Source organism: Candidatus Cybelea sp. (genome assembly GCA_036489315.1).
Lineage (GTDB): Bacteria > Vulcanimicrobiota > Vulcanimicrobiia > Vulcanimicrobiales > Vulcanimicrobiaceae > Cybelea.
The window spans coordinates 17,357-42,999 of the sequence record DASXFZ010000040.1; the positions used below are offsets into that span (position 1 = coordinate 17,357).

Annotated in this window: 23 protein-coding genes; 15 read left to right on the top strand and 8 right to left on the bottom strand. The window is 63.5% G+C overall.

Annotated elements, in window-relative coordinates; translation table 11 throughout:
- Positions 1-41: 41 nt before the first annotated feature.
- On the bottom strand, positions 42-1,469 hold the full coding sequence (locus VGG51_08315) for a sodium:solute symporter family protein (GenBank protein HEY1883030.1): 1,428 nt from the start codon (positions 1,467-1,469) through the stop codon (positions 42-44).
- Positions 1,466-1,642 carry a DUF3311 domain-containing protein gene (locus VGG51_08320; protein HEY1883031.1) on the bottom strand — a complete coding sequence of 59 codons (177 nt, stop codon included), beginning with the start codon at positions 1,640-1,642 and terminating at the stop codon, positions 1,466-1,468. Before VGG51_08320 ends, VGG51_08315 begins: the two co-directional genes overlap by 4 nt.
- A 52-nt stretch (positions 1,643-1,694) precedes the next feature.
- On the opposite strand from VGG51_08320, the gene VGG51_08325 reads away from it, so the two are divergent.
- From VGG51_08325 to VGG51_08335, 3 genes are all read left to right on the top strand, one after another.
- Positions 1,695-2,312 (top strand): LemA family protein, encoded by a 618-nt coding sequence (locus VGG51_08325; GenBank protein ID HEY1883032.1) that lies wholly within the window; start codon positions 1,695-1,697, stop codon positions 2,310-2,312.
- Positions 2,309-2,692, top strand: coding sequence for a TPM domain-containing protein (locus tag VGG51_08330; protein ID HEY1883033.1), 384 nt, complete (start codon positions 2,309-2,311; stop codon positions 2,690-2,692). Before VGG51_08325 ends, VGG51_08330 begins: the two co-directional genes overlap by 4 nt.
- Positions 2,693-2,775: 83 nt before the next feature.
- On the top strand, positions 2,776-4,050 hold the full coding sequence (locus VGG51_08335) for a choice-of-anchor tandem repeat GloVer-containing protein (GenBank protein ID HEY1883034.1): 1,275 nt from the start codon (positions 2,776-2,778) through the stop codon (positions 4,048-4,050).
- Between the two features lie 22 nt (positions 4,051-4,072).
- Here the strand turns inward: VGG51_08335 and VGG51_08340 are convergent, their stop codons facing one another.
- Both VGG51_08340 and VGG51_08345 read right to left on the bottom strand, forming a co-directional pair.
- Positions 4,073-5,635 (bottom strand): hypothetical protein, encoded by a 1,563-nt coding sequence (locus tag VGG51_08340; protein HEY1883035.1) that lies wholly within the window; start codon positions 5,633-5,635, stop codon positions 4,073-4,075.
- 373 nt (positions 5,636-6,008) lie between these two features.
- Positions 6,009-6,263: a hypothetical protein gene (locus VGG51_08345; protein HEY1883036.1), complete on the bottom strand. Its 255-nt coding sequence runs from the start codon at positions 6,261-6,263 to the stop codon at positions 6,009-6,011.
- Between the two features lie 236 nt (positions 6,264-6,499).
- Between VGG51_08345 and VGG51_08350 the strand changes: the two genes are divergently transcribed.
- Entirely contained in the window at positions 6,500-6,820 is a 321-nt protein-coding gene (locus VGG51_08350) for a hypothetical protein (protein ID HEY1883037.1), read from the top strand.
- Positions 6,821-6,829: 9 nt separating this feature from the next.
- Here VGG51_08350 and VGG51_08355 read toward each other — a convergent pair whose 3' ends face one another.
- Entirely contained in the window at positions 6,830-7,729 is a 900-nt protein-coding gene (locus tag VGG51_08355; GenBank protein HEY1883038.1) for a helix-turn-helix domain-containing protein, read from the bottom strand.
- 65 nt (positions 7,730-7,794) lie between these two features.
- Here VGG51_08355 and VGG51_08360 point away from each other — a divergent pair, with 65 nt between their 5' ends.
- From VGG51_08360 to VGG51_08380, 5 genes are all read left to right on the top strand, one after another.
- Entirely contained in the window at positions 7,795-8,586 is a 792-nt protein-coding gene (locus VGG51_08360; GenBank protein HEY1883039.1) for a PP2C family protein-serine/threonine phosphatase, read from the top strand.
- A gap of 13 nt (positions 8,587-8,599) precedes the next feature.
- Positions 8,600-9,433 (top strand): TPM domain-containing protein, encoded by an 834-nt coding sequence (locus VGG51_08365; GenBank protein HEY1883040.1) that lies wholly within the window; start codon positions 8,600-8,602, stop codon positions 9,431-9,433.
- The gene (locus VGG51_08370; protein HEY1883041.1) at positions 9,330-10,214 is read left to right on the top strand and encodes a TPM domain-containing protein; all 885 of its coding nucleotides are present in this window, start codon (positions 9,330-9,332) and stop codon (positions 10,212-10,214) included. Before VGG51_08365 ends, VGG51_08370 begins: the two co-directional genes overlap by 104 nt.
- Positions 10,208-10,846: a hypothetical protein gene (locus VGG51_08375; protein ID HEY1883042.1), complete on the top strand. Its 639-nt coding sequence runs from the start codon at positions 10,208-10,210 to the stop codon at positions 10,844-10,846. Before VGG51_08370 ends, VGG51_08375 begins: the two co-directional genes overlap by 7 nt.
- Before the next feature lie 90 nt (positions 10,847-10,936).
- Entirely contained in the window at positions 10,937-12,271 is a 1,335-nt protein-coding gene (locus VGG51_08380) for an alkaline phosphatase family protein (GenBank protein ID HEY1883043.1), read from the top strand.
- Positions 12,272-12,293: 22 nt separating this feature from the next.
- Here VGG51_08380 and VGG51_08385 read toward each other — a convergent pair whose 3' ends face one another.
- Together VGG51_08385 and VGG51_08390 are read right to left on the bottom strand one after the other, a co-directional pair.
- Positions 12,294-13,532 carry a choice-of-anchor tandem repeat GloVer-containing protein gene (locus VGG51_08385; protein HEY1883044.1) on the bottom strand — a complete coding sequence of 413 codons (1,239 nt, stop codon included), beginning with the start codon at positions 13,530-13,532 and terminating at the stop codon, positions 12,294-12,296.
- A 120-nt stretch (positions 13,533-13,652) separates the two neighbouring features.
- Positions 13,653-14,930 carry a HipA domain-containing protein gene (locus VGG51_08390; protein ID HEY1883045.1) on the bottom strand — a complete coding sequence of 426 codons (1,278 nt, stop codon included), beginning with the start codon at positions 14,928-14,930 and terminating at the stop codon, positions 13,653-13,655.
- Positions 14,931-15,613: 683 nt separating this feature from the next.
- Between VGG51_08390 and VGG51_08395 the strand changes: the two genes are divergently transcribed.
- The 6 genes from VGG51_08395 to VGG51_08420 all read left to right on the top strand — a co-directional run bounded on the left by VGG51_08395 (position 15,614) and on the right by VGG51_08420 (position 25,066).
- The gene (locus VGG51_08395) at positions 15,614-18,217 is read left to right on the top strand and encodes a LuxR C-terminal-related transcriptional regulator (protein ID HEY1883046.1); all 2,604 of its coding nucleotides are present in this window, start codon (positions 15,614-15,616) and stop codon (positions 18,215-18,217) included.
- A 28-nt stretch (positions 18,218-18,245) separates the two neighbouring features.
- Positions 18,246-18,857, top strand: coding sequence for a TMEM175 family protein (locus tag VGG51_08400; protein ID HEY1883047.1), 612 nt, complete (start codon positions 18,246-18,248; stop codon positions 18,855-18,857).
- 41 nt (positions 18,858-18,898) lie between these two features.
- Positions 18,899-19,351 (top strand): hypothetical protein, encoded by a 453-nt coding sequence (locus tag VGG51_08405; protein ID HEY1883048.1) that lies wholly within the window; start codon positions 18,899-18,901, stop codon positions 19,349-19,351.
- 74 nt (positions 19,352-19,425) lie between these two features.
- On the top strand, positions 19,426-20,103 hold the full coding sequence (locus tag VGG51_08410; protein ID HEY1883049.1) for a response regulator transcription factor: 678 nt from the start codon (positions 19,426-19,428) through the stop codon (positions 20,101-20,103).
- Positions 20,104-20,150: 47 nt separating this feature from the next.
- Positions 20,151-21,587, top strand: a complete 1,437-nt coding sequence (locus VGG51_08415) for a HAMP domain-containing sensor histidine kinase (GenBank protein HEY1883050.1) — start codon at positions 20,151-20,153, stop codon at positions 21,585-21,587.
- A 62-nt stretch (positions 21,588-21,649) separates the two neighbouring features.
- Positions 21,650-25,066: a TonB-dependent receptor gene (locus tag VGG51_08420; GenBank protein HEY1883051.1), complete on the top strand. Its 3,417-nt coding sequence runs from the start codon at positions 21,650-21,652 to the stop codon at positions 25,064-25,066.
- On the opposite strand, the gene VGG51_08425 is transcribed toward VGG51_08420, so the two are convergent.
- Positions 25,058-25,576: a DNA-3-methyladenine glycosylase I gene (locus VGG51_08425; protein HEY1883052.1), complete on the bottom strand. Its 519-nt coding sequence runs from the start codon at positions 25,574-25,576 to the stop codon at positions 25,058-25,060. The genes VGG51_08420 and VGG51_08425 overlap by 9 nt on opposite strands.
- Positions 25,577-25,643: the final 67 nt, after the last annotated feature.

Genomic DNA, 25,643 nt, shown 5'->3' on the forward strand with positions numbered 1-25,643 from the left:
CTTCGACAGGCTCAGGATGACACGCGAAAAGCGATGCGAGGCTATGCGCTCTTGTGGCGGGTGACGAGGCTGACCAGAATCAAGACGACGACGTTGGCCAGCAATCCGACGAAGCCGCCGTTCATACCCAGTGGAAAAATGTTTAGGGCGGCGAGCGGAACGGCAATGCCGACGCCGGCGAGGATGCCCAGGCCGACGCCCCACGCGTTCGCGCGCTTCCAGACGAACGCCGCGACGACTCCGGGAAAGAACTGCGTGACGCCATTGTAGTAGAGCAGCAGCAGTTCGACGACCGTTTTCTGGGCGATCATCCAGATGCCAAGCGCCAGCACCGCGACGACCACGACGATGATACGCGTGAGCCGCGTGCGGGCGCGATCGCTGGTCGCGACGCCGAACGCGTCGCCGAAGACGTTCTTGGTGATGACGCTCGAGGCGGCGAGCAGCAGCGCGGACGCCGGAACCAGTGCCGCGAGCGCGCCGGCGCCGGCCACGAGGCCAAGGATCCACGACGGAAAGTAGCGCTGCACGACCAGCATGAACGATTGATCGACATTTGGCCCCGTGAGGCCGGGATTGATCAGTGCCGCCGAAAGCCCGGCGAAGACCATCAGGGCCGCCACGATTTGGTAGAAGGGCAGATAGATGGCGTTGCGGCGCAGCGCGTCGCCGCTGCGCGCGCTGTAGACGCTATTGAAGGTCTGCGGCCCAACGTAGAAGCCCAACGCCGAGAGCAGCACCGACGACGCGTACCACAACGTGCCGTGGAAAGCGCCCGCCGGCGGCATCGTCAGCATCTGCGGATGCGTCTGCAGCACGCGTTCGAAGAGCCCGAGCGGCGAGCCGAAGAAGTGCATGGGAATGGCGACGCCGGCGAAGAGCACGGCGCCGAGCACGAGGATATCCTTGACGACGCTAGCCCAGGCCGTGCCGCGCAGCCCGGCGCTGAAGACGAAGAGCGCCATCACCAGGAAGCCGACGATCACCGCGGCGGTGGCGTTGTAGGCGCCGTAGCCCGCGATGCGCAGCAGAATCTGCAAACCGCTGAGCTGAATCGTCACGTACGGCACTACCATCGCGAAGGACAGCAGCGCGACGCCGACGCCGAGGGCGCGGCTGTTGTAGCGATTTTCGAAAAAGTCGGCGTTGGTGAGCAGGTTATTATCCTTGCCGACTCGCCAGACGGCGGGCGCCAAGAAGTAGGCGATGATGTAGGCGATCGTCCCGTACGCCACGACGTAGAGCGCGGGCGCGCCCTGCGAATACGCCAGGCCCGCGACGCCCAAAAAGGTGAAGGTCGTGTAGATTTCGCCGGCTTGCAGTACCCACAGGAAGATCGCCCCGAAGCTGCGGCCGCCGACGATGTATTGCTCGGGGCTCATCTTCACACCGCGCACGGCTAGCAACGCGAAGGCGATCGTGCCGAAGACGATGACGGCGACGATCGCGAGCGCGGTGATGCCGTTCACCAGCGCCGCTCCACGCGGCCGATCGTCCAGAGGAAGGCCGGCGTGAGCAGCACCCACGCGGCGATCCAGCAGAAGAGGAAGGGGATACCGAAGAGCCGCGGCTCGACGCGATTGACGAAAAGCACGCCGAACGAGAGCGCAAAAATAGGAATTGCGGCGAGCAAAGCTCGCAATAAAAGGGCGCCCGAGGAAGGGGCAGGCCGCATTGCGGCGCATTTGCACGAGATGCAACAACGTCCTTCGTACGCCGGTCCGCTGATCGTCGTGGCGATCGTCGTGATCGCCGGGCTCTTCATAGCAGGCACCTACAACTCGCTGGTGACGCTAAGCCAGGCGGTCGATGCCCAGTGGGGGCAGGTGCAGAACGTCTACCAGCGGCGCGCCGACCTGATGCCGAATCTCGTGGCGACCGTCAAAGGCGCAGCGAACTTCGAGAAGAGCACGTACGAAGACGTCGCCAAAGCGCGCGCCAGCGTCGGGCAGATTCCACCCCAGGTCGTGCAGAACGCGATCAACAATCCGCAAGATTTCCAGAAGTATGCGGCGGCGCAGGATTCTCTCGGGTTGGCGCTCTCGCGGCTGCTCGCGGTCGTCGAGAACTATCCGCAGCTCAAAGCAACCGAGAACTTCCAGACGCTCCAAGCGCAGCTCGAAGGGACGGAGAACCGCATCGCCTTCGAACGGCGAAAGTACAACGACACGGCCCGCGCTTTTAACACGAAACGCGACACCTTCCCGACCCTGATGATCGTCGGGATGTTCGGCAGCCGCTTTACCGAGAAACCCTACTTCCAGGCGCAGCCGGGCGCGCAGCAGGCCCCGGCCGTCAACTTCAGCCCGTGACCAAGGCCGATCGCGCGGAGATCGCGCACGCGATCGCCCAAGCCGAAGACGGCACGAGCGGCCGCATCGCGGTGCGGGTGATTCCCGATCGCAGCGTCGATGCGTTCGAGCGCGCGAAGCGCGAGTTCGGCGCGCTCAAGCTGCATCGTTACGAGCCGCGCAACGGTGCGCTGATTTTGGTGGCCCCCAACGCGCGGCAGTTCGCGATCATCGGCGACAAGGAACTGCACGAGCGTGTCGGCGGCGCGTTCTGGGACGACGTCGTGAAAGAGACGCAGCCGTATTTCGCGAGCGGGGACACGCAGGCGGGAATTCTTTACGCGATCGCGCGAATCGGCGAGGCGCTGCGGCAGAACTTCGGCGAACCGGCGACGAGCTAGCCCCGGTTCGCGGTGGGACTTCGCGCCGCGAACTCGAAGTATTTCCGCGTAACGCAATTTTAACGGTGCGAGGAGCTGCAACGATGGTTTTAGACTTCAGAGGCTACGCGCTTAGTGTCGGCGCGGCGGCGGCATTGCTGGCGGGATGCGGGGGTTCGCAGCGCGCCGTTGTGGGCGGCCGCCCCGACCTTCCGGCTTTAGCCAAACCACTGGTGGGATATAACTCGGTCTATAGTTTTCAAGCGAGCCCGGACGGCCAGAATCCCGGTGCACGGGTAATTCCCTTCGACGGTGATCTTTACGGCTCGACGACCGTTGGCGGCGGCGGCGCGGCGTGCGGAGGAAAAGGCTGCGGCACGGTCTTCAAGGTCACAAAAGAGGGCAGCGAGACCGTCCTTCACCGCTTTGCAGGCCGCCCCGACGGGGCGCAACCAGAAGCAGAGTTGGCAGTAGTCAATAATTTGCTCTACGGCACCACGTATTACGGGGGAGAGCGGTGCAAGGCCGCCAACCTGCGCGGCTGCGGAATCGTTTTCTCGCTTGCTCCATCTGGGGGGATGAGCGCGGTCTATGCATTCCAGGGTGGCTACGACGGAGCAAATCCCGAGGGACCGCTGACCCTGGTCAAGCGGACGCTATACGGAACAACGGTCAACGGCGGCGGAATTCGGTGCCGGGACTCTAAGAAAGGGTGCGGTGTCGTCTACTCGATTAACCCTTCCGGGGAAGAACGAGTGGTCTATCGCTTCAAGGGCGAGCCAAACGACGGCAGCGCTCCTACCGGCAACCTCGTCAATCTCAACGGTACGCTCTACGGCACGACGATGTATGGCGGCCGGTTCGACGACGGCACGATCTTTGCGATCTCTCCGGCAGGAAAAGAGCGCGTTGTTTACTCGGCGGGTCAAGCCTACGACATGAGTACGCCGTCGGGGCTGGTCGCAATGGACGGGGTACTGTACGGAAGCTCCGAATTCGGCGGCAGGCGCGAAGGTGGAACGGTCTACGCAGTCACTATCTCCGGCAACGAACATGTCGTGCACAGTTTTAGTCAGAACGAAACGCTTGACGGCTACCGCCCTGTCGGCAGACTGATCGCGGTCAACGGATCACTCTACGGCGCGACCCAGTACGGTGGAAACAAGCACAGTGGATATGGTGTCGTCTATTCTATGAGCACGTTCGGCTACGTGAAGGTGCTCTATCGCTTCAAAGCGCTGCCGGATGGCGAGTACCCCGCTTCCGGCGTCTCCGACGACGGGCCGACCCTCTTTGGAACCACCCGTCTGGGAGGATCTGGCTGCTACCACTATGGCTGCCAGGGCGGCTACGGCACCGTCTATCGCCTGCCGCGATGAAGCGCGCAGCCAGGACCGCACCTTAGACGTTTAACGCGGCTTTGAGGTCGCGCAGCTCGGCGCGCGACGCGGAACTTCCGCCGAGCTTGAGGTTGAGGTCGAGCGCTCGAAGGTGCAGTAACGGGCCCGCGGTGCCGCGCGAAAACTCAACCGCCGCTTCGCTGCACTCGCGGGCCTCTCGTTCGCGTTTGAGCCTGGAGAGGGCGGTCGCCTCGGCGAGCTTCGCACGGCCTAAAAGCCGCGGCCAGTTTCCGACGCGATCGCCGAGCGAGTGCGCCATGCCGGCCGCGCGCTCGGGGTGACCGACGAGGATTAGCGCCTCGGCTTCGGAGATCGCCAGCGCCTGCGTGATCGAAAAGGCGTCGCAGGAGACCGCGCGCGCCAGGCTTATCCAGCGCAAGGCTTCGTTGCCATTTCGCCGATGGATATCGATGCGCGCGAGGTTCGAAAGCACGATAACTCGATCGAGCGCGCTGCCGAAAAGGTCGATCAGCGCCCAGGCTTCCAGTGCGAACTGTTTTGCTTCTTCCAAGCGGCCCAACGTCAGCAGATGGGCCGCCATCATCTGCATTCCCAAGCGCAGGCTGCGCACGTTCCCGCTGCGGCTGCCGGCTTCGACGAGCTCGTTCATTTCGTTCAATGCGTTCGAGACTTGGTCGGCCCGCACCGCACGGATTCCCGACGCGCGTATCGCGACGTCGACGGCTAAGCGCGAGGCGGTGGAGCGGGCGCGAGCGATAATCGCCGCCGCCTCATCGATCGTCGCCAGGGCGCGCGTGCCCTCGTCGCGCTCGAACTGGATCGACGCCTCCGCAACGAGCGCCTTGACCAGCGTTTCGGCGTACCGGCGATCGCGCGCGTAATCGCCGCGCAGCCGTTCGATCAGTTGGGCTCGCGCCGATGCGGCCCCGGGTGTACCCAGACAGTGCGCCGCTTCGAAATCGAGCAGATCGCAGTTGGCGTCGAGCACGCAGCGCATCCCGATGTCGGTGACATCGGCAAGCAGCGCACGGGCTCGTGCGGTCGTCGTCTGCGCGTGCGCGAAGGCGCCGAGCTCGATCTCCAACTCGGCGCGGACGCAGAGCGCTCGACTCGCCTGCGCGGCGTCATCGCTCTCCTGCGCGAGCGCGGCGGCGACGTCGCGGGCGCGGTCGAACTGGCCGCCGTCACGTAACGCGTCGATGGCGACGAAGCGCGCGCCTTGCGGAAGGCGCCCGGCGAAACCCAGATCGTCGCCGGCGCGCAGCGCAAGATAGTCTTCCAAGCCTTCGGTGAAACGCGCGCGCGCCTCACGCAGATCGCGATAGAACTGGCTGCGCGACAGGCTCATCTCGCGCGCGATCGCGATGTGGCTCTCACGTTCGATGTCGCTGCGGCGCAGCACGGCAAACCGGCGGCGGTGCTGCTCCGATTCCAGACTCAGCTCGTCTAAGAGCGCGGTGACGATCTCCGGCAGCCGGTCGGCAAGCTCGCTGTGCCGATGCGAGGCCTCTTCGACCAGCGGGTGGCGCAGCAGGGCGCGGCGGTTACGAATGCTGCGCAGGAGCGTTATCGCTGCCCACAGCCGGGTCTCGTCTTTGCGCATCGGTAGACGCCTGTTCTTGCCCGTTGCGGGGCCGACCCGCCGAAGCTTGGGACTAACGTGGGACTCGTGCGGCTGGAATCGGCACGCCGTCTGCATAACGGAAGGCACAACGAATCGCCCTTGCCTCTTTTAGGAGAGAAAAACTCATCATGCGTTCCTCAGCCTTCACCGTTGCGCTCGGCGCGGCGGCAACAATCGCGGCGCTCGCAGCTTGCTCCGGCTATCAGCCAACAACCGGCCCGTCACTCGGGCAGTACCAGCCGATGACCGGAAGCGACGGCGCGCGTTCCGTGCTTCCCGCCGGCTTCAAACCGCATACCACGCGCCCGAGCTGGATGAAGCCGGCGCCGCCTGGGGCTGACGCGCGAAAACCCTACCACATCGCGGTTGCGCAGTTCGGTGGCTCGAGCGTGCTGTGGTTTCCTTTGAACGATAAAACGAATAAGCCGCCGACGGTGTGCCAACCGGCCTCGTCGACCAACGGCATCGCGATCGATCGCGGCGGAAATCTCTGGGTGCCCGACGGCCGCGCGAATACGACGACCGAGTACGGACCCAACTGCGGCGCCGCCAAACTGACGATCCCCGACACGACGGGTGAACCGGCCGACGTTGGATTCTCCGGCAACAAACGCGTCTATATTTTGAATCTCAACAACACGAGCGGCGCGCCGACGGTCGGGGTCTACAACAAGAACAACGGCAAACAGCTTGGGACGTTGAGCGATCCCTCGTTCGCCGTTTTGTTCGGCATTGGGAGCGACCGCGAAGGGAACGTCTTCGTCTCGAACCTCGAATCGAACAACGTCGCCAACGTGGTCGAATTTCCAAAGGGGAAGATGCCCGGGCACGCAGCTCTCCGGCGTGAGCCTCGGCCTGCCCGGCGCCCCGACGTTCGATCGCCACAACAACCTGATCATCACCGATTGGCTGGCCGAGACGATCGACGTGTTTGCACCGCCCTACAACGGATCGGCGACGACCGCACCGCTGATGGGATCCTCGATTTGGTGCAAGCTGGACCACAAGGGAAAAGAGCTCTTCTGCGGCGATGCGGATAACGGATCGATCGACGTGTACGCCTATCCCGGCAACGCCTACAAGTTCAGCTACACGTCGGAGCTCTCGCCGAGCGGACTCGTGACCGGCGTCGCGCCGGCGCCGGTGGCTCCCTACGGACCGTAACCTTCGCGACTACGGCTCGGCAATGCTGGCCGAGTTTGGGTAGCGGGTCGCCGCCAGGAACTCGCCCGGCGTCAGGCCCGCGAACTCGGCGAAATCGCGATACATGTGCGCCTGATCGTAATATCCGGTTTCGGCCGCCGCCGTGATGATGCTCTCGCTGCGCGCGAGCAGCGAGAGCGCGCGGTGAAAGCGCACGATGCGCGCGAAGCGTTTCGGGGTGACGCCGGTGCGCTCGAGAAATCGTTGTGCGAGGCGGCTTCGCGAGAGCGAGAGCCGCCGCCCGATATCGTCGACGGAGACGATGCCGCGCACGTTGCGAATCGCCGCCGCCGTCCAGGCGACGGCTGAGTCCGTTTCAGAGGCGGTGCGCCGGGCCAGCCATTGCTGCGCGGCGAGAACGGCCGCGACCGCGTTGCGCGCGGGATTCCAGGCAGCCGTCTGCGCGGCGTCGGCACAGCGCTCGCCGAGCTCGGCGGCCGAGCGGCCGATCCCGTCCCGCAGGTCGATCGTTACGTCGACCAAATCTTTGGGCGACGCGTGCAAGAGCGAGTAGACTCCGGCCGGATCGAAGCAGATGCCGAGCACGCGGCAGCGGCCTTGCGGTGCGACGACGACCGACGGCCGGGTGCGAAGCCCGTTGATGCAGACGGCCGGAAACGGATCGAGCGAGTTGGAGTCGCCGTCGCGGTGCGGCCGGTCCAACTGAACGATCAGTTCCGCGAGTCCGTCGGGGAAGACGCGTTCGCGCGCGAGCGCGAGCGTGCCGTCGAAATACCAGATCTGCTCGACGAGGCCGTGCCAGGCGCAGGCCGGCGGCGGCGACCAGCGCGCCACCGTCCACGAGCCGAGCGGCGTATCGCGGCTTTCGACCGCAATCCGGGTGAGCTCGTGCGCCGGGGGCGCCGTCATTTGCCCGACCCTTCTCCGGCACATCTGGCACAGGCCTCCGGCAGAGATGGTGCAATCAGGCTGCTGTGTGGTCTTCGATCTCCAAGGCGATTAGTGCGTTAACGGCCGGCGAGCAAGCCGAGCCGTACTACGACATCGCAGCGGAGCGGATCCAAAACGCGCTGCTTAAGATCCAAGTACCCGAGGTCGATGGGCTGGAGTTAGGGGCCCGCGCCGAGCCGGCTCGCCTGGTCGGCGGCGACTACATCGACGTCTTTCGCAGCGGCGATCACCTGCTGTTCGGCCTGGGCGACGCGTCGGGGAAATCGCTGGGCGCCGCGATCAACGCGCTGATGCTGCGCTATCTGGTGCGCGGGCTGACGCAGGCGCTGGGGCACGAACGCCTCGAGGCGATCATCGGCCACACGAACCAGGTCGTGGCCGAGGATCTCGACGACACCGACTACTTCATCACCCTGCTGCTGGGGACGATCAGCGCGACGTCGGGACGGCTGCGCATCGTCAACGCCGGGCACGAGCCGGCGCTGATCCTGCGCGCGCAGGCCCAAGAGGTCGAGGTGCTCACGATGCACGGCCTGGTTTTGGGCATCGATCGCAAGACGCCCTACTCCGTGGAAGAGTGCACCCTCGATTTCGGCGACCGCGCCGTCATCTATACCGACGGTTTAACCGAGGCGAGCAATACCCGCGGAGAGCTGTACACTCTCGAACGCCTGCGCGAGAACTTCCTCGCGCATCGCGAACTCAACGCACAGGAACTCGCCGACGAGCTTTTCGAGGCGGTCAAGACTTTTTCAAACGGGCAGATGCGCGATGACGCGACGATTTTGGTAATTTGCCGGACGCAGCCAAGCTGAAGTATTGAGCAGCGTGCGATCGGCGGGGCGAGCCCTTCCCGTGGTTGCGATGGCGATCGCGCTCTGGCCGGCGCTGCTGGGCGTGGCGGCAGATTTCAAAGTGCCGCCGACGCCCGATCATTTCGTCACCGACAGCGCCAACGCGCTCTCGAGCGACGCGCGCGGCTCGATCGAGAACGAGCTGCAAGCCTACGAACACGCCACCGGACATCAGGTGATCGTCTACATCGGCGATACGACCGGCGACGTGCCGCTCGAAACGTGGACCGGCGACAGTGCGCACCAGTGGCGCATCGGCCGGCGCGGCAAGGACGACGGCGCGATCCTCTTTCTCTTCATGAAGGATCACAAGATCCGCATCGAGGTGGGGTACGGACTAGAGAGCTCGCTGACCGATGCCGATTCGTCGCGGGTCATTAACGAGATCATCCGGCCGAAGATGCGCGCGGGCGATACGGACGGCGCGGTGAGCGCCGGCGTGGCGGCGATGCTCAAGACGATCACGCCGGCGTACGCAGCAGTGACGGCACCGCCGTCAGCAGAAGAGAGTTCGTCGCCTTGGTGGGCCGGCGGCATCGCCATCGGATTGTTCTCGATGTTCGCGGTCTTCATGGTGATCGTGATCTACATTATCGTGATGCAGATCGTCGGCAGCATCCGGTATGGATATCTGGTACTGCGTGAAGGCGCACCGGCGGCGAAGAAGCAGATGAAGAGCTGGCCGACGTGGACCAGCGGCGGCGGTGGATCTTCTTCTGGTGGAGGGAGCGATGATTTCGGCGGCGGCGGTGATTTCGATGCGGGCGGGGGAGATTTTGGTGGCGGCGGTGCCTCGGGCAGCTGGTAGAGCGCTGCTCGCGCTACTCTTTGCGCTGCCGCTGATCGCGGCATCGGCCGGCTTTACGATTCCGCCGGTGCCGGTTCATTTCGTTACGGATAACGCCGGGGCGCTCTCGAGCGCGACTCGCGCGTCGCTCGAGAGCCAGCTGCGCGCGTACGAAACCTCGACCGGGCACCAGATCATCGTCTGGATCGGGCAGAGCACGGGCGACGTGCCGCTCGAGACGTGGACCGGCGAGACGGCCGACCACTGGAAGATCGGGCGCAAAAAATACGACGACGGCGCGGTGCTCTTCATCTTCATGGCCGACCACAAGGTGCGCATCGAGGTCGGTTACGGCTTGGAGGGCAAGCTTCCCGATGCGGACGCCTACCGGATCATCCAAGACGACATCCGGCCGCGCATGCGCGCGGGCGATACCGACGGCGCCGTGCAAGCCGGCGTCGCCGTGATGCTGAACACGATCACGCCGAGCGCGGCGAACATGACGCCGCCGCCGATGGTCTCGCACCAGCATACCGGCATTGCTTTGAACTCCGATCTGTGGTTCTTTCTCGCGTTCCTCGTGTTCGTCATCATCGTGCACATCATCCGCAGTTCCTATTACGGATATCTCGTGCTGCACGAGGGGCGCGCGGCGGCCCGGGCGCAGATGCGGCGCTCGCAGCTTTTCGGCGGGGCGTTCGTCGGCGGCTTCGGCGGCGGGGGTGGATTCGGGGGCGGCGGAGGCGGTTTTTCCGCGGGCGGCGGCGGCTTCGGCGGCGGAGGCGCATCCGGCGGATGGTGATGCTCCCGCTGCTGCTGGCGGCGGTGATTACGAAATACGACGTGCTGATTTCAGCGGGACACGAAGGGCGCCCGGCGAGCTGCGCGCATTTCCCGCAGCACAAGTGTAATCTCGGCGCGGCGGGCGAGCGGGAGTGGACGCCGGTCGTGGCCGACGAAGCCACAAAGATTTTGCGGGAACGCGGCGTGAGCGTCGCGCGGCTGCCGGCCGACTTCGAGGGAACGTACAAGGTGAAGGCGGCGCTCTTCATTCATTTCGACGGATCGAATCCGCCCTGCGGGAGCCGCGCTTCGGTCGGATATCCGCCGGCGCAAGGCGATTCGGAAGCCAAAGCGTGGCGGGCGTTTTACGGCAAGTACTGGCCGTTTGGATTTCAGCCGGACGACTTCACGGCGAGTTTGCGTGAGTACTACGGGTACCGGCAGGTCGAAGCAACCGGCGGGGCGCTGGTGATCGAACTTGGGGAGATCTCTTGCCCCGTTCAGCGCGCGTGGCTTGCGCCACGATTACGGTGGTTGGGCTCCCTTCTTGCAGAGTTTGTAGATGGCGTCGCGCACAGTTCGAGAAGTTCTCTTTTGCGGCGGGGTTACGGGACGCTTCATAGGAGCCGGCTCACCAATAACAAAACTTAAAAGGGAAGGATGTCTGCTAAGTCGTTTCTCGTTTTTGCGTTCCTCGGCCTTATCGTACTGGCCGGGTGTTCTTCGTCTGGTAGTCTGCCGGTGGCTTTGACTCGCGCGCTGCCGCAGAGCGGATCTCCGAGCCAACACATTTCCCACGTCGTCGTCATCATCCAAGAGAACCGCAGCCTTGAAAACTTCTTCACCGGTTATCCTGGTGCCAACGCGCCGGCATCGGGCTGCGCGATTCCGGAGAAAAACGCGCGACCGGAGATTACCCAACGCGTCGCGCGCCGCGTCTCGGGTTTGCATTGTCCCCCCGGAGACATCTCGGTTACGCTCAAACCGATCACCTTCGACTACGTCGACTTAGGGCACGACTGGCAGTCGTCCCAAATTTCTTGGGATAAGGGGAGGATGGACGGCTTTTCGAAGTTTTGCTGCAAGCGTGGCCCGTATCCGGCGTATTCATACGTCAAGCGGTCGCTGATCAAACCGTACTGGGACATGGCGCAGCAGTACGTGCTCGCCGATGAGATGTTTCCGACGGAGTGGGGCGGGAGTTTTACCGGGCATTTGACGCTGGTTGCCGGCACCGACGAGATCGATCAATCGCCGGCTGAGTCCGAGATCGATACCCCACAAAACACACACGATTGCGATGCGCCGCCGGGCACGAAGAGTTCGTACGTGACGTCGCAAGGGAAAGTGGAGATGTTTAAGGGCCCATATCCCTGTTTCGACCAGTGGAACTCTATCGCCGACGTGCTCGATACTGCCGGGGTTTCGTGGAAGTACTACGCGACCAGAAGGCTGGACGCGGGGATCTGGGAGCCCTTCGAAGCGATGAAGTACGCACGGTACGGTCGCGATTGGGAGAACGTCATCGCTCCGCAGACGAGGATACTAAAAGATTCCCTCGGAGGGCACTTGGCATCGGTAAGCTTTGTTACGCCCAGCCTGGGCGACTCCGACCACCCGCCCATCAACGGGGGGAAGGGGAGCGACCGCGGCCCATCATGGGTGGCATCGGTCGTCAATGCGATCGGGGAGAGCCCGTACTGGAACTCGTCGGCGATCATCGTCTTGTGGGACGATTGGGGGGGCTGGTACGACAACGCGAAGCCGCCGCAGCTGGACTATCGCGGTCTGGGCTTCCGCGTTCCCTGTCTCATTATCTCGCCCTATGCCAAGATCGGTTACGTCGACCACAAGCAATACGAGTTCTCAAGCATCCTGAAGTTCATCGAAGAGGTCTACGGGACCGGGCAGATCGGTCCGGAGGCGGAAGGGTATACCGACCAGCGCGCAGCGGGTTTGGATGGGGCCTTCGACTTCAGGCAAAAGCCGCGACCCTTTACGGCGATTCCTTCGAAGTATCCGGTCTCGCACTTCCTGAACGAGCCGCCCTCAAACGAGCCCGTCGATACAGAATAAGAAAGGCGTCAGCGCAGAGGTTTCACGGCGATAACGAGTAGACGGCCCCTGCGTTATGCGCGCCGCCGGCAGTGGTCGTGCCGTAGAGCGTGCCGTTGACATTGATGAGGCCCGCGTACGGGAATCTCCCCTGCCGTAAGGCGTTGAAGTCGTGCAGCACGGTTTCCTCACCGGAGGTTGTAGACTTGTAAACCGTTCCGCACCCTGCGACGTCGCCGTATCGCAGGCACGAACCCGAACCACCGTTGGAGGTCGTACCGTAGAGCATGCCCTTGACGTCGAGCAGGCCCCCATAGGGCAACACGCCGTCGCCCGAGCCGCCGAAGCTGTGCAGCACGGTCTCCGCGCCGGAGGTCGTCATCGAGAATATTGTTCCGCTGCCGTTCGTCCCGCCGCGTTTGGTCGTGCCGTACAGCGTGCCGTTGAGGTTGAGGAGGAGCTCCTGCGTTGGGTAGGTGCCGTCCTTCGGGGCGCCTTTGAAGCTATACAGCACGGTCTCCGCGCCGGACGGCGCGATCGTATAGACCGTTCCGCAACCGCCGATCGAGCTGCAGTCCGCGCCGCCTTTCGTGGTCGTGCCGTAGAGCGTGCCATCGACGTTGATGAGGCCCGAGTATGGGTGGGCACCGTCTGGTTTACCGGTGAAGCTGTGGAGCACGCTTTCCGTGCCGGTGGGCTCGATCGCAAAGACCGTTCCGTCGCCGTGCGCGCCGCCGTTAATGGTCGTGCCGTAGAGCGTACCGTTGATGTCGAGCAGCCCCGCATCGGGGCCATAGCCGTCTGGTTCACCGGTGAAGCTGTAGAGCACGCTTTCCGCCCCGGACAGCGTGACCTTGAAGACGGTTCCACAATAGCAGGACGCACTTCCGCCATGGACGGTGGTGCCGTAGAGTGTGCCCGCGCCGTCGATGAGATCTGCCCGCGGGTTTTTACCGTCTGCCGAACCAACCTCAAAGCTGTGGAGTATGCTTTCCTTGCCGGACGTCGTGATCGCAAAGACCGTGCCGCCGAAGCAACGGGCATGGCATAGGCCGCCCCCGTATTCCGTGGTGCCGTAGAGCGTGCCCTTGACCTTGATGAGCGGACCCGCGTGCGGGTCTCTGCCGTCATCGTGGCCTTTGAAACTGTAGAGCACGCTGAAACCGGAACGCGAGCGCGTTCGCTCTGCCGCAACGCCCGCAGACGATGGGCTCAGCGGCGTGCTTCCGCCGCCGCACCCCGCTATCATCACCGCTAGAATCACCGCAGCGACTGTTTTCACGTGCCCCTCCTTTGGAGCCGCATCACTTCGACGGGTTTGGGTCTTCCCCGTCTCAGCTCGGCCGCGCTTCGGGGATCGCCTTGCTGCACGTATGTTGGAAGGCCAACGGTTGGTTTCCCCTTAGGTGATTTCCTGATGCAAAGGCGGGTCGCCCGCTACCCCCGGCGCGCGGTGACCTCCGCCAAAGAGGGGAACCTGCGCAAGCTGCTCGTCAATCGTTCGCGTAATCGCGGGCAACGGCATCGCATCACGAATCCGTGGCCATCGATCGCGAAAACGATCTACCATATCTATGGCCGCGGTGCGAACGACGCTTTTTGAAACAGCGGCGCGATCGGCCAGTCGTTCGAATTCTTCGATCGTTACATTCTGGAAAAAACGTGCAGTTCCAAGGGCCAAGCCAGTTTCGCTGTGACCCAAGTACGCTTTCGTGCAGACGTAATCGTAGGCTGGCGCGAGTTGAGGCGTACGCCCGTCAGGATAAACAAGCGACCAATTCTTTAAGTGCATGTCGTTGTTCGCAATTCCGATGTTAAAAACGAGTCGGCGCACAAAGTCAATCAGCGCGTCGTTTCCGATCGCTTGGTAGATAACCCGCGCGAGATCGGCAAAGGAGTGATTGTCGTATTTTTGCTCAGGCTGCTGCTTGAAAATTTGATTGAAATCTTCGGTGTGAATGCGAATATTCGATGTCAGACGGTCGAAGCGGTCAACCGCGAGCGCCTGTCCGTTGAGCCCTTGCGCCTCATCAGGCAGACCGCTTATCCGGCTCAAAGGCACGAGTCGCATCTTGGGGACTCCAATGCCAACGTCGCAGGCAAACTGCAACATCGCGTACTCGCCCTCGGGAACGAGCGGATAGTGCGTTGAGGGCAGTTTAACGATTTGATCGGTACCCTCGCCCTGAGTTCGAATCGTCAGGCCGCTGGTTGCCTCATGGAGGGCGCTAAACTTAAGCTGCACGCCGGGTAACGCAAACCGGAAAAGTTCCTTAAGCTCCGGCGGATCTAGCGGCCCGCCGGCAGCCGGCGGCGGTATGATTCGTCCTTCGGGGTCTTCAATGGTTACGGCTCCCGTTACGTCATCGCCAGTCACCCATAACAAGCCGAAGTCGTCATCGCGGGCAAGGCCCGCACGGTGGGCGGTGTACTCGCGCAAGTGTCCTTCGGCAAGAAGATTGGCGAAGAATCCGGGTGCGCGCGGGTTGCTGCTGTAGCGGCGTGCCCGCAGTCGCTTGAAACTGTCGAAGAAGCCCCAGCTAAGAGTTGGGCGGTTTTCGTCTTCCAGGTAGCTTTGACCAAAAGTAAACGTGATCGAGCGATCGGGCAAACGGATGAGCGTACCGACTTCGCGATCGCCGAGCCTGACAATCAAGGCATTGGGGCGATCGATCACCATTGCCCACCCGCAAGCGGTGGCGCCACCTCAGGCTGACCACCGCCGGCCTGGACGATCGCGTCAACGGCCGGGACCCAGCTGCGCGGAATCAGCATGGGCTCGAGTTCGAGCGCGCGCGCGAAATCAAGGACGGTCTTCCATCGGGGGTCTCGCTTGCCGCCTTCCACGCGGGCAACGTAGGTTTGGTCCCGCCCCATTCGTTTGGCGAGCGCCGCCTGCGTTAGTCCCTGTCGCTGACGCTCACGAGCTAAGGCCTCTCCGATATGGCGTTTTGGCTGTATCACAGCAAGATTATAGCCAATAAGGCATCGAGCCGCAATATAACGCTCCGCCTTAGTTGAAGATCATAGCGAAGCACACCGGTCTGGAACGGTCACGGAACACAGCCCTTACCTTGAAGTAAAGCAGGGACTTTCCGCGATCAGCGTCCGGCGGGGACGATTGAGCGATTGGTACGACAACGTGAAGCCGCCGCAGCTTGATCGACTGCAATCAGAAGCCGCGAAGCTATGCTGCGATCCTCTCGAAGTATCCAGTGTCGCACTCCCTGCACGAGCCGCCGTCGAACGAGCCAGGTGATACTGAATGAGCTACGTCTGTCACGCGATTGGCATCTGCGCGGTTCCCAGTCTAAGACGGTTTGGAGACCAGGCCACAAAGAAGCCCCTTTAGAACGTCACGCGATGGTCCGGACGCTTCAAGTCGAGCGGCGGCAACTGATCGAGCGTCTCGATGCGTCGGCCAACCTTCCTATTACGCTTGTAATTGCACCGGCTGGCTACGGAAAAAGCGTGGCTCTTCGACAGTATATTCGTACGCTCCGTCAGCCGTGCGTGCGCTTTGCGCTCAGACCGGAGCATACAACGCTGCTGAGTTTCTTGCGCGGCCTGACCGAAGCGCTCGGAGAACATGCACCGCACGCGGTTGACACTCTTGCAGGTGCCTATGAGCGAAATCAGTCGTCGGATAAACGAGACCTGGATCTCGCGCACTGGTTAAACGCGCATTTAGAATCGTTTGCCGGCGTCATCGCGATCGATGACCTTCACGTGGCTGACGGCGATTCGGAGGTTGCCGGCCTTCTTACTGCCTTGATCGAATGCAGTAAAGAGCGCGTACGCTGGATTATCGCGTCCCGCTCGACGGCGGGCTTGCCCGTCGGAAGTTGGCTCGCCTATCGCGACGCCGAGCTTCCGGTAGACGAGCGTGAGCTTCGCTTCAGTCTGGAAGAAGTTGCGCAGGCTGCCCGCGATCTTGGACTCACGATTCGCGACGACGAGCTGCAGGATCTGCTCGACTTGACCGAAGGATGGCCGGCCGCGCTGACCTTTGCATTGCGTACCTCAACCCGATCCGCCGATCTGCGAAACGTATCGGCCGTCACGCGAGAGATGATTTATCGCTTCTTAGCCGAGCAAGTGTACGTAGCCCTCGACGACGGAGAGCGGGCCCTGCTCGAGGTGGCAGTAGCTCTGCCATCCATACAGGTAGAGGTATTGGAGCGCGCCGGCTTCGACCGGGCGCTGCCGATCGTCGAACGGCTTCGAGAACGAACGGCATTTATCTATGAAGAGTCACGCGGCGTCTACCAATGCCACGATCTCTTTCGCGAGTTCCTGAGGCATCAGAGTGCTCTTGCCGGCAAGCGCGCCCAGCAACACGTCCAGGGGCGGGCGGCGCGGGCGTTAGAAGCGACCGGTGACATGGAGCACGCGATCGCCGCCTACGCGGCCGCCGCTTCAAGTTCCGATGTGCTGCGCCTGCTCGAGGGGCACGGCTTCAATCTCTTAGAGCGGGCGAGGAGCGACGTCGTTATGCGCGGGCTCGAAGCACTCGATGACGTCACCAGGCGCAGCAACTCAACGGCTCTCGCACTCCAAGGTGCGCTGGAATCGGTCGCCGGAAAGTTCAGCCGCGCAGAATCGCTGCTGGGGCGTGCGCTAAGCGAGGCGAACGGCAACCGAGACCTCATTGCAAACGCGAGCTTACGGCTCGCCGCGTTAATGGCAAACCAAGCCCGAAACGTCAGCGAAGTACTAAGCGATCTCGCTGAGGACGCCGAGCAAACCTCCGCCTACAGGGCCGAGGCGCTCTCCCTCATCGCCGGTCAACGCGCCACAAGTGGAGATCTGGCGACGGCGTCTCCTGCCGCATCGCAGGCTGAGAGGTTGCTAGCCGAGGTCGACTCGGAGGTCGTTCGAGCCAAGGTCCTACATCGCATAGGCATTGCTTATCATCATTTGGGAATGGCGGCGAGAGCCTTTGAAGCGTTGACGCAGTCTGCCGAGTTAGCCGATAGCCTGCATTTGTTCGGCCTTTCGAGCCGGGTAAAGGCCGTTCTTTCGAACTTGGTTCTGCACGAGCGCGATGATGTAGAGCAACAGCTTGCCTATGCTGAATCTGCGGCTACGGCTGCAACAAAGGCGGGTGACACGTTTGCGCTGCAGACGGCGCTTCTTCAGATGCTGAGTGCCCAAATGCGGAGAGGGCACGTCGAAAAGAGCATCGCGATCGAGCAGCGGCTCGGATCCGCTAGAGCAACGGAGCTGGCTGGCAAATACCTGCCAATTTTCCGTTCGTCACGGTTGGCATGGGAAGGTCGATTCAGGGAAGCCCATCGACTGCTGGCTACCTGCTGGAAGCAGATGACCTTCAGCGTCGATCGCTTATACTGCGGCGCTGAGTACGCTCTGTTTCTCGCGGTGGATGGAAAGCATGATGACGCTGCCGGCCTCACTAGGGAGATTATCGAAGGCCTCAAACTATCGGACGCTGCCACCGGACTGTTTCGCGTGAGGGCACTCGCTATTACAAGGGCGTTTTGCGCTCTCACCGAGACGATTAATGGAAGGGCATCCTTCGCGGATCGCATCCTTCGGCAGCTTCAGTCCAGCAAAGACGAGGTTATTCGTGCGGTCTCAGATGCGGCGGCGAGCATCGTGACTCGAATTCGAGGCGGAGGTTCCACCGGCTCGGAGCGAGTTCGAGAATGCACGGAGCGTCTTCGAGCGCTAGATTACGCAGACGTTGCACAGCTGCTGGCAGCCGTAGACGCGGCGGCGGGGCGTGCCGCGATGGAACGACTCCCAATGAATGGTCTAACGCGGTCTGAGATGGAGATCCTTCGAATGCTGGAAGAAGGGTTGACCCCGAAGCAGATCGCGGAGAAGACGTCGCGCAGCCTGAACACCGTACGCGTGCACGTCGCTAATACCATCGCAAAGCTCGGCTGCCATGGTCACGCCGAGGCTATTCGAACAGCGCGACGTCTGAGGTTGCTCGGTTGACGTCGAATTTTAGGTTAGCGGCTGCGCAATGAACAAGGCCAGATTCGAAGCGTTTTCCGACGGCGTCTTTGCGTTCGCGATTACGCTGCTTGCGCTCGGGTTTGTACTGCCGGAGCTGCATAATCCGACGAACGGCGAGCTTTCGGTAAACCTTCTACATTTGTGGCCGAACCTGATCGCCTATGCGTTGAGCTTCTCGGTGATCGGGATCATGTGGCAGAATCATCACGCGCTGTTTCGCCTGGTGCAGCAGGTCGATCGCAAGACGGTCTTCTGGAACCTGCTGCTGCTCGCGGGGGCGGTGTTGATCCCGTTTGCTACAACGACGCTCGGCTCGTATCCCACCTATTCGGCGGCGACCGTTCTCTACGGCCTCGTGCTCTCGACGTGTGCGACCTTTTACAACCTGATGCTGTGGCATCTTGCCCGCACCAACGCCTTTATGCCGGAGGTCGAGCCGTCGACGATTGCGGCGACCGTCCGCGGCTACAAGACCGGGTGGATCGTGTACGTGGCCGCGACCCTCGTTGGGCTCGTGCTGCCGGTGGTGAGCTTTGCGCTCTACCTTGCGGTGGTCGTGTACTTCTTTGTGCCGCGCGGCGCCGATTCGGACGTTACTTTGAGCGCTCGCCGCTGGTAGGCTGCCAGCCAGGTGGCACTTTGGGGTGCGAAGATGCCACCATGGAAGAGTATCTGATCGGGGCGGGAGCGCTGCTCACAGCCGGACCGAGTGCCACGATTCGCGGCGCCACCCTGCACGCGCAGCCTGGTTTCGAGCTGGCGGGACAGGTCTCTGCCGCCGTCGTCGATCTCGAATCGACCGGCCCGGCGGAGCTGTCGCGCCTGCTGATCGTCGCCGCCGGCTGGAGCGGGGCGCGCTTCCATCGCGAGGTCGTCGGCGAACTCCTTGCCCAGCGGGAGTGCGGGCTGAACGACGTCATCGAAACCCTGGCCGCCGCCGTCCGAACCGATGAGATCCACCTCTTCGCGCGCTGGCGGCCCGACGCCGCGATGAGCGATGCCTTACAAAGGAAGGGCATTCGCCTGATCGCCCATCCGCTCGAAGCCCTCGGGCAAGCCTCGCTGGTTTCCGGCCAGCGAATCGAGCGCTGGCGCCCCGGCCGAGCCGCGTAACGCTGGGCCCGTCGGCGGGGCATTCAGGCGCCTCCAAGGGTGAGAACGCACGATGCAGCGTAGAAATGTTGATTATGCCGAATGCCCGCGTTGCGGTCATCGACGACGATCGTATGGTCCGGGAGATGCTCGAACTTGGCCTCTCTCGCGAAGGCTACGAGGTTCGGACCGCCACCGACGGCCTGTCCGCGCTCGAGCTCGTAAAGGTCTTCGACCCCGAACTGATCGTCCTCGACATCATGATGCCGAAGATCGACGGCGTTACGCTGCTGCCCCGCCTGCGCGAAATTACTCAGGCGCCGATCGTAATGCTCACCGCCAAGGGGGGCACCGAGGATAAGGTTCGCTCGCTCAGTTCCGGCGCCGACGACTACCTCGTCAAACCGTTCGTCTTCGAGGAACTGATCGCGCGGCTGCAGGCCAAGCTGCGCCGGCCGCAGCTGATCGAGGAGAACGTCCTGCGCTGGCACGACATCTCGATCAACCCCGGCACGCGCGAAGCCTGGCGCGGCAAGGAAGCGCTTGAGTTCACGCAGCGCGAGTTCGACCTGCTCGAGGTGTTTCTGCGCGAGCCGCGGCGGGTCTTTAGTAAGGATCATCTGCTCGAGATCGTCTGGGGCCACGACTTCGAAGGTGGCCCGAACATCGTCGAAACGTACATCTCGTACCTTCGGGCGAAGATCGATCGGCCCGGCGAGCCGCACTCGTTCATCCGCACGGTCCGAGGGGTAGGGTACGGCTTATCGCAGTAACCCCACGTTTATGCCCTTCGAGACGCTCGGGGTGACACGGTAGCAGGATGAAGCTGGCGGCGAGGCTTTCGGCTCTGTACGCGGCGCTTTTGGGCGTCACGGTCCTGGTCGTTATTTTGGCCTCGTCGATCTCGCTCGTATTCGAGTTGTGGCGCTTCTCGGGCGACGTGATGATCGCCAAACACGAAGAGGCCCGCATTCTCGTCGATCAATACCGCCGCGAAGGCATGTCGCTCAAGCAGGCCGCGCCGGAGATCGTCAACGCGCTCGGCGGCATCGGCATGCGCATCACCGTCTACGATCTCAAAGGCAACTTTCTCGCCGGCGATAAGACGCTGCGCCCGAAAGCGCTCGGCCAGGTGCTCGCCGCCGGCGGGATGTCGCACTTCATTCCGCCGTCGCTGCGCAATCCGCAAGAGGTCGCCGCCCATCCGCCTCGCGGCGTGCAGGAATTTCGCGTCGGCTATCCGCCGGTGCCGCCCGATCCGACGCGCCTCGAACCGCTCTCGCTCACCTATGTCGAGGGCGGTTACGTCGGCTTCGCGCCCTCGCTGCTACTGCTGATCATCTCGCTGGTTCCCTACTGGCGGATCGTGCTGACGATCGCGGCAGTGGCGATCGTGATCTCTTGGTTCATCGGGCGCGTCTTCGCGCAGCAGTCGCTGCGCCCGATCAACGAGGTGAGCGATTCGCTCAAGGCACTCGCCGAAGGCGACTACACGCAGCGCCGCTTCGTGATGGCCGGGGGCGACGAGATCGCGTCGCTCACCGCGGCCTTCAACGAAGCCGCCGCCAGCGTCGCGACCGCGATCGAGCACCGCCGCAAGGCCGAGCAGCGGATGCGCCAGTTCGCCGCCGACGCCGGCCACGAACTGCGCACCCCGCTGACCGTGATCGCCGGCTACATCGACGTGCTGCGCCGCGGGGCGATCGAAGAGCCGCGCATCGCGCGCACGATCCTCGCCACGATGTCGCTCGAGAAGGAGCACATGCGCGGCCTGATCGACCGCCTGATGCGTCTGGCACGCCTAGATTCCGAAGCGCCGCCGAACATCGAAGCGGTTAATCTCGCGGACTTGCTGCGCAGCCAGGTCGACGCCGCACGTCGGCTCGACGACCGTCGCATGATCGACTACAGCGTCGACGGCGTCGAGAGCGTGCAGGCCGATAAGGGCGAGCTGTCCGAAGCGGTGTGGAACGTGATCGAGAACGCGCTCAAATACGCGCCCGACGCGGCGATCCATCTGCGCGCCGCGCGCACCAACGGCCACGCGACGATCACCGTGAGCGACGAAGGGCCTGGGATGTCGGAGGCCGAGCGCGTGCACGCCTTCGAACGATTCTATCGCGGCGATCAGCGCGGCGAGATAACCGGCAGCGGCTTGGGCCTCGCGATTGCCAAGCGCGCCGTCGAACGTTCCGGCGGCGATATCTCGATCGACAGCGCGCCCGGACACGGTACCGCAGTTACCATCACCATTTAACTTGCTCTCAGCCCGATTTCAGGCTCGGGCGACGACCGCTCCCCTATAATCTGCGCTTGTAGATGCTCCGACGTTCGCTCGCCGCCGCTTGCGCTTTCCTCATCGCATTCGTTACCTGGGGCGCCAGCCCAGCCGTCGCGCAATCCGATACCGGCGAGATCGTCATCGTCGTGCAAGACGCGCAGACCAAGCAGCCGATCGATCTGGCACGCGTGCTGCTCGACGGCCCGGTGATCACCTCGGAGATCACGACGAAGAGCGGCAAGGTCGACTTCACCGACGTTCCCGACGGTATCTATCGCGCGCGCATCATCAAGCGCGGCTACCAGAGCCTCACCTCAAATGCCTTCGAAGTGCTCGACGGCCGGCTGGTTACCGTGAGCTTCGCGCTTGCGCTCGATACCGGCAATCTCAAAGTAATCGGTACCGTCACCGCCAAGTCGAGCGCGACGATCTCAAGCACGAGCATCGATGCAAACTCGCCGCAGCGCCGGCTCTCCAACGATCTCGCCGACGCACTCAACAAACTCTCCGGGGTGAGCGTCTCGACCTCGAGCGACGATTCCGACGCGACGCAGACGATCTCGCTGGAAGGCCACGACGCCAGCCAAACGCAGCTCACGCTCGACGGCATTCCGCTCAATGCGCCGGGTTCGGCTGGGAATCTCGGCGGCTTCGCGACCGATCTGTTCGGCGGCGCCTCGGTACATCAGGGCGCGTCGCTGGGCGGCCTCGCCGGCTCGGTAAACTTCAGCACGCTGCAGCCGACACTCAGCTGGGTGACCTCGCTGCAGCTCTCGACCGGCACCTACGGGCGCTACAACTATTCGGTCGGCGAGACGGGATCGCTGGGCAAGCTCGGCATCGCGGTGCAGAGCGTCAGCCGCCTCAACCCCAGCCTGGTCGACGGCGATCTCTATACCGATGCGAGCGGGCTGAACTACGTGCACGACGGCGACAGCACGATCTCCGGCAACCTGATCACCGCGCGCTACGAGTTCGGCGATTCCAACTCGCTCACCGGACTCTTCATGAACTCGACCCGCAATACCAACGTCGTCTGCCTGCGCTACAACGGCGATCCGGCGACGACGCTGCCCTGCGGCTACGGCCCCAACAACACCGACGACAGCAACGTGCAGATGTACTCGCTCACCGATAACGCCCTGCTCGGCGCGACGCAACTGCAGGGTTCGATCTTTTCGCTCGATTCAAGCAGCCTCAACGATCAGTTGGCGCGCTACGTCAACGGGGTGCCGGCGCCGACCGGCTTCTCCAGCGATACGAAGAGCTCGGGCTACTCGCTCAATGCGACGCTGCCCGGGCAGCAGCGCCATACGATCTCCTTTCAAGCCTACGGCGCCGACTCACAGTTCGCGACGACGCCGCTGGTAGAAGAAGCGGTTCCCTACTACAACGGGTACACCACGACGCAGTACAACGTGCTGCAGACGACCGACACCATTCACTCCAGCGACCGGCTGACGCTGGCGGGCTCGGCGGGCATCTCCACCGCGACCGGCAACAGCGGTCTCTCCGAGCTCGCCAGCGTGGCGGCGACCTGGAAGCCGACGACGCGCGACACCTACAGCGCGAGCTTTGCACTGGGCGGCGCCGCGGCGACGCAGGGACGGCTGCAGATTCTCTCCGATCCGGCCTCGGTGCGCTTCGACTGCAACGGCAAGGTAGCATATGGTAACGCGCCGGGAGAGAATCCGCAGAACAGCTCCTCGAACTCGCTGCGCGTCAGCTACACGCATCAGCTGCACGGCGGCAACCTCTCGCTGACCCTCTACCGCCAGGTGCAAAACGGCGTGCTGCTGCCGGTCTACGTTAACGGCGACGTGCTCACCCAGCTCGGGCAGCTGCCGCTGGGCTACGTGGCGCAGGTCGCGCAGATCTACAACTCGCCGGCGGGCTGCAACACGCCGTCGTATCAGACTTTCACCGCGCAGCAGCTCTACTTCACGACGCCGGTCGCGGGCGTGCAGCGGCTCTACCAGGGCGCGGAGCTCACCGGTTTTCTCACCTTCGGCGATCTGGTCGTGCAGCCGTACTACAATCTTACCGGCGCGCAGGCGAACTCGTTTTCGTACATCTTCGACAACCCGTTTTCGATCACGATTCCGGGCCAGCAGCTCCCCAACGTGCCGCTGCAGAAGGCGGGGCTCGTGCTCGACTACAAGGCGCCGCACTCGATTCTCGAGTGGCTGGCCGACGCGCAGCACGTCAGCGCGAACAATCCCAACAATCTGCCGGCCTACACGACCTACGATGCGGGTGTCACCGCAAATCTCCACATCGGTACGCTGACGCTGGCCGCGACGAACATCACCAACACCTACTCCGGTGTATTCGCCAGCCCCGCCAACGCGGTGGCCTTTACGACCGCGGGCGGCTACGTGATTCCCAACATCGCACGGCCGCTACAGCCGCGCACCCTTTCGGCGACGTGGTCGGTAAAATTCGGACCGGGGACGACCTCGACGCAGACCGGCACCGCGTTTCACGCGCGCGGCAGCGGCGGGGGCGGACGATTCCTGGGCGGACCCGGCGGCGGCCCGGGCGCACCTGGCGGACCCGGCGGTTCGCGCGGCGGGGGCGGTCAGAACGGCGGCGGTTTTCGCCAGCTCTTCTCGCCGCTGCCGCAGACGCCGCCGGCCGATCCGTTCGCGGCCGGTACGAATCCGGCGACCTGCAGCGCGCAGAACGCGCCGAAGGCGCAGCAGCTCAGCGGCGAACTCAAAGCCTACGTGGCGCAGATCGAAGCGGCGCGCACCGCGGCGGGCTATCCCGCGACGATGGCGTCGCCCGCGCTCTCCGATGCAACGGTCATCTATCACGGTTTGGGCACCACCTACGCGCTCGCGATCACCCCCAAGGGTTCGGGAACGCTGCGCGCGCTCGCGGGCTGCATTCCGCTGCACATCGCGCGCGCCGACGACGTGACGCAGCGCAAGCTCTACACCGCGTCGAGCCCGCTCTTCTTCGTGCCGCAGCTCACGTTCATGCCGGCGGTCGGGCTCTACATCGTTGCGCGCCAGCAGACGCCGGGGCAGGAAGCGTTCCGGGTCTACAAGCTCCCGGTGTCGCCGCCGAAGGCGCCGTTTGAAGTGCGCAGCGCGACCGAGTGCACCGGAGCGGTGAAGAATCTGGCGACGCAGGCGCTCGAGGAGCTGCGCAAACACTTCGCCGACGGTTCGCCGGCGCCGAGCTGGACGATCACGCCGCACACCGCCAAGAGCGGCACGTGGTACGAACTCGATCCGGGCGATCCAACGGTCGTCCCGGCGCTGCTCTTCTGCGGGCACGTCGCGACCGCGACGGCCGACGAGTTGAGCAAACTCGGCTACGACGGTAAGCTCGTGCCCGAGCTTAACTACGCGCCGGCGCTGGGGATCTACTTACTGCCGCCGGCGCGGCGCAATAACCGCGGCGCGGCCGCCGCTTCGTCGCCCGGTCCGTCGCCCTCACCCTAGGCGTTCGGGCGAGCGGCCCGCTTCACGCGCGCGCTCGACCATCTCGCGCATCCGCGGGTGCATGCCCGGGATCGTAACGATCCATTCTTCGAAGCGCGGAACGGGTTCGCCGGTGCGAAAGAGCACGTACCAGACGTTCATCTCGCCCATGAATTTAAAGCGCTTCCTAAAGTCCTTGGCAAGCTCGGCGTAGGTCGTGAAGGAGCGCAGGTAGTTCTTGAAACCGTAGTCGTGATCGGTCTGCAGTAGGGCGACCGCGTTGCCGATCGTCGCGCGCACCTTGCGCGAGGTCCGCATGATGCCGGGGCGCTGCAGAATGCGTTCGACATCGAGCTCGTCGAAGAGCGCGACGCGGCTCGGCTCGAAGCCGGCAAAGGCCTCCTGGTAGGCGTCCCAGTGCTCGGCAATTTGCTGCCACCGCACACCTGCTTGGAATACCGCGCGCGTCATTACCTCGAGATAGTCGGCGAGCGAGGCGGGCGTGATGACGTCGGGAATCGTGTCGGCCACGGAGGGTGCTTCGACACGCCCAGGATGACATTTCCTTCGACCGTTCGACAAGCTCAGGGTGACACGG

What these genes read in the sequence shown, in the direction of transcription:
- VGG51_08415 (HEY1883050.1), top strand. Translation starts at nt 20,151, where the DNA reads ATGAAGCTGGCGGCGAGGCTTTCGGCTCTGTACGCGGCGCTTTTGGGC.
- VGG51_08420 (HEY1883051.1), top strand. Translation starts at nt 21,650, where the DNA reads ATGCTCCGACGTTCGCTCGCCGCCGCTTGCGCTTTCCTCATCGCATTC.
- VGG51_08355 (HEY1883038.1), bottom strand. Translation starts at nt 7,729, where the DNA reads ATGACGGCGCCCCCGGCGCACGAGCTCACCCGGATTGCGGTCGAAAGC.
- VGG51_08410 (HEY1883049.1), top strand. Translation starts at nt 19,426, where the DNA reads ATGCCGAATGCCCGCGTTGCGGTCATCGACGACGATCGTATGGTCCGG.
- VGG51_08400 (HEY1883047.1), top strand. Translation starts at nt 18,246, where the DNA reads ATGAACAAGGCCAGATTCGAAGCGTTTTCCGACGGCGTCTTTGCGTTC.
- VGG51_08325 (HEY1883032.1), top strand. Translation starts at nt 1,695, where the DNA reads ATGCAACAACGTCCTTCGTACGCCGGTCCGCTGATCGTCGTGGCGATC.
- VGG51_08375 (HEY1883042.1), top strand. Translation starts at nt 10,208, where the DNA reads ATGGTGATGCTCCCGCTGCTGCTGGCGGCGGTGATTACGAAATACGAC.
- VGG51_08395 (HEY1883046.1), top strand. Translation starts at nt 15,614, where the DNA reads ATGGTCCGGACGCTTCAAGTCGAGCGGCGGCAACTGATCGAGCGTCTC.
- VGG51_08390 (HEY1883045.1), bottom strand. Translation starts at nt 14,930, where the DNA reads ATGGTGATCGATCGCCCCAATGCCTTGATTGTCAGGCTCGGCGATCGC.
- VGG51_08335 (HEY1883034.1), top strand. Translation starts at nt 2,776, where the DNA reads ATGGTTTTAGACTTCAGAGGCTACGCGCTTAGTGTCGGCGCGGCGGCG.
- VGG51_08340 (HEY1883035.1), bottom strand. Translation starts at nt 5,635, where the DNA reads ATGCGCAAAGACGAGACCCGGCTGTGGGCAGCGATAACGCTCCTGCGC.
- VGG51_08405 (HEY1883048.1), top strand. Translation starts at nt 18,899, where the DNA reads ATGGAAGAGTATCTGATCGGGGCGGGAGCGCTGCTCACAGCCGGACCG.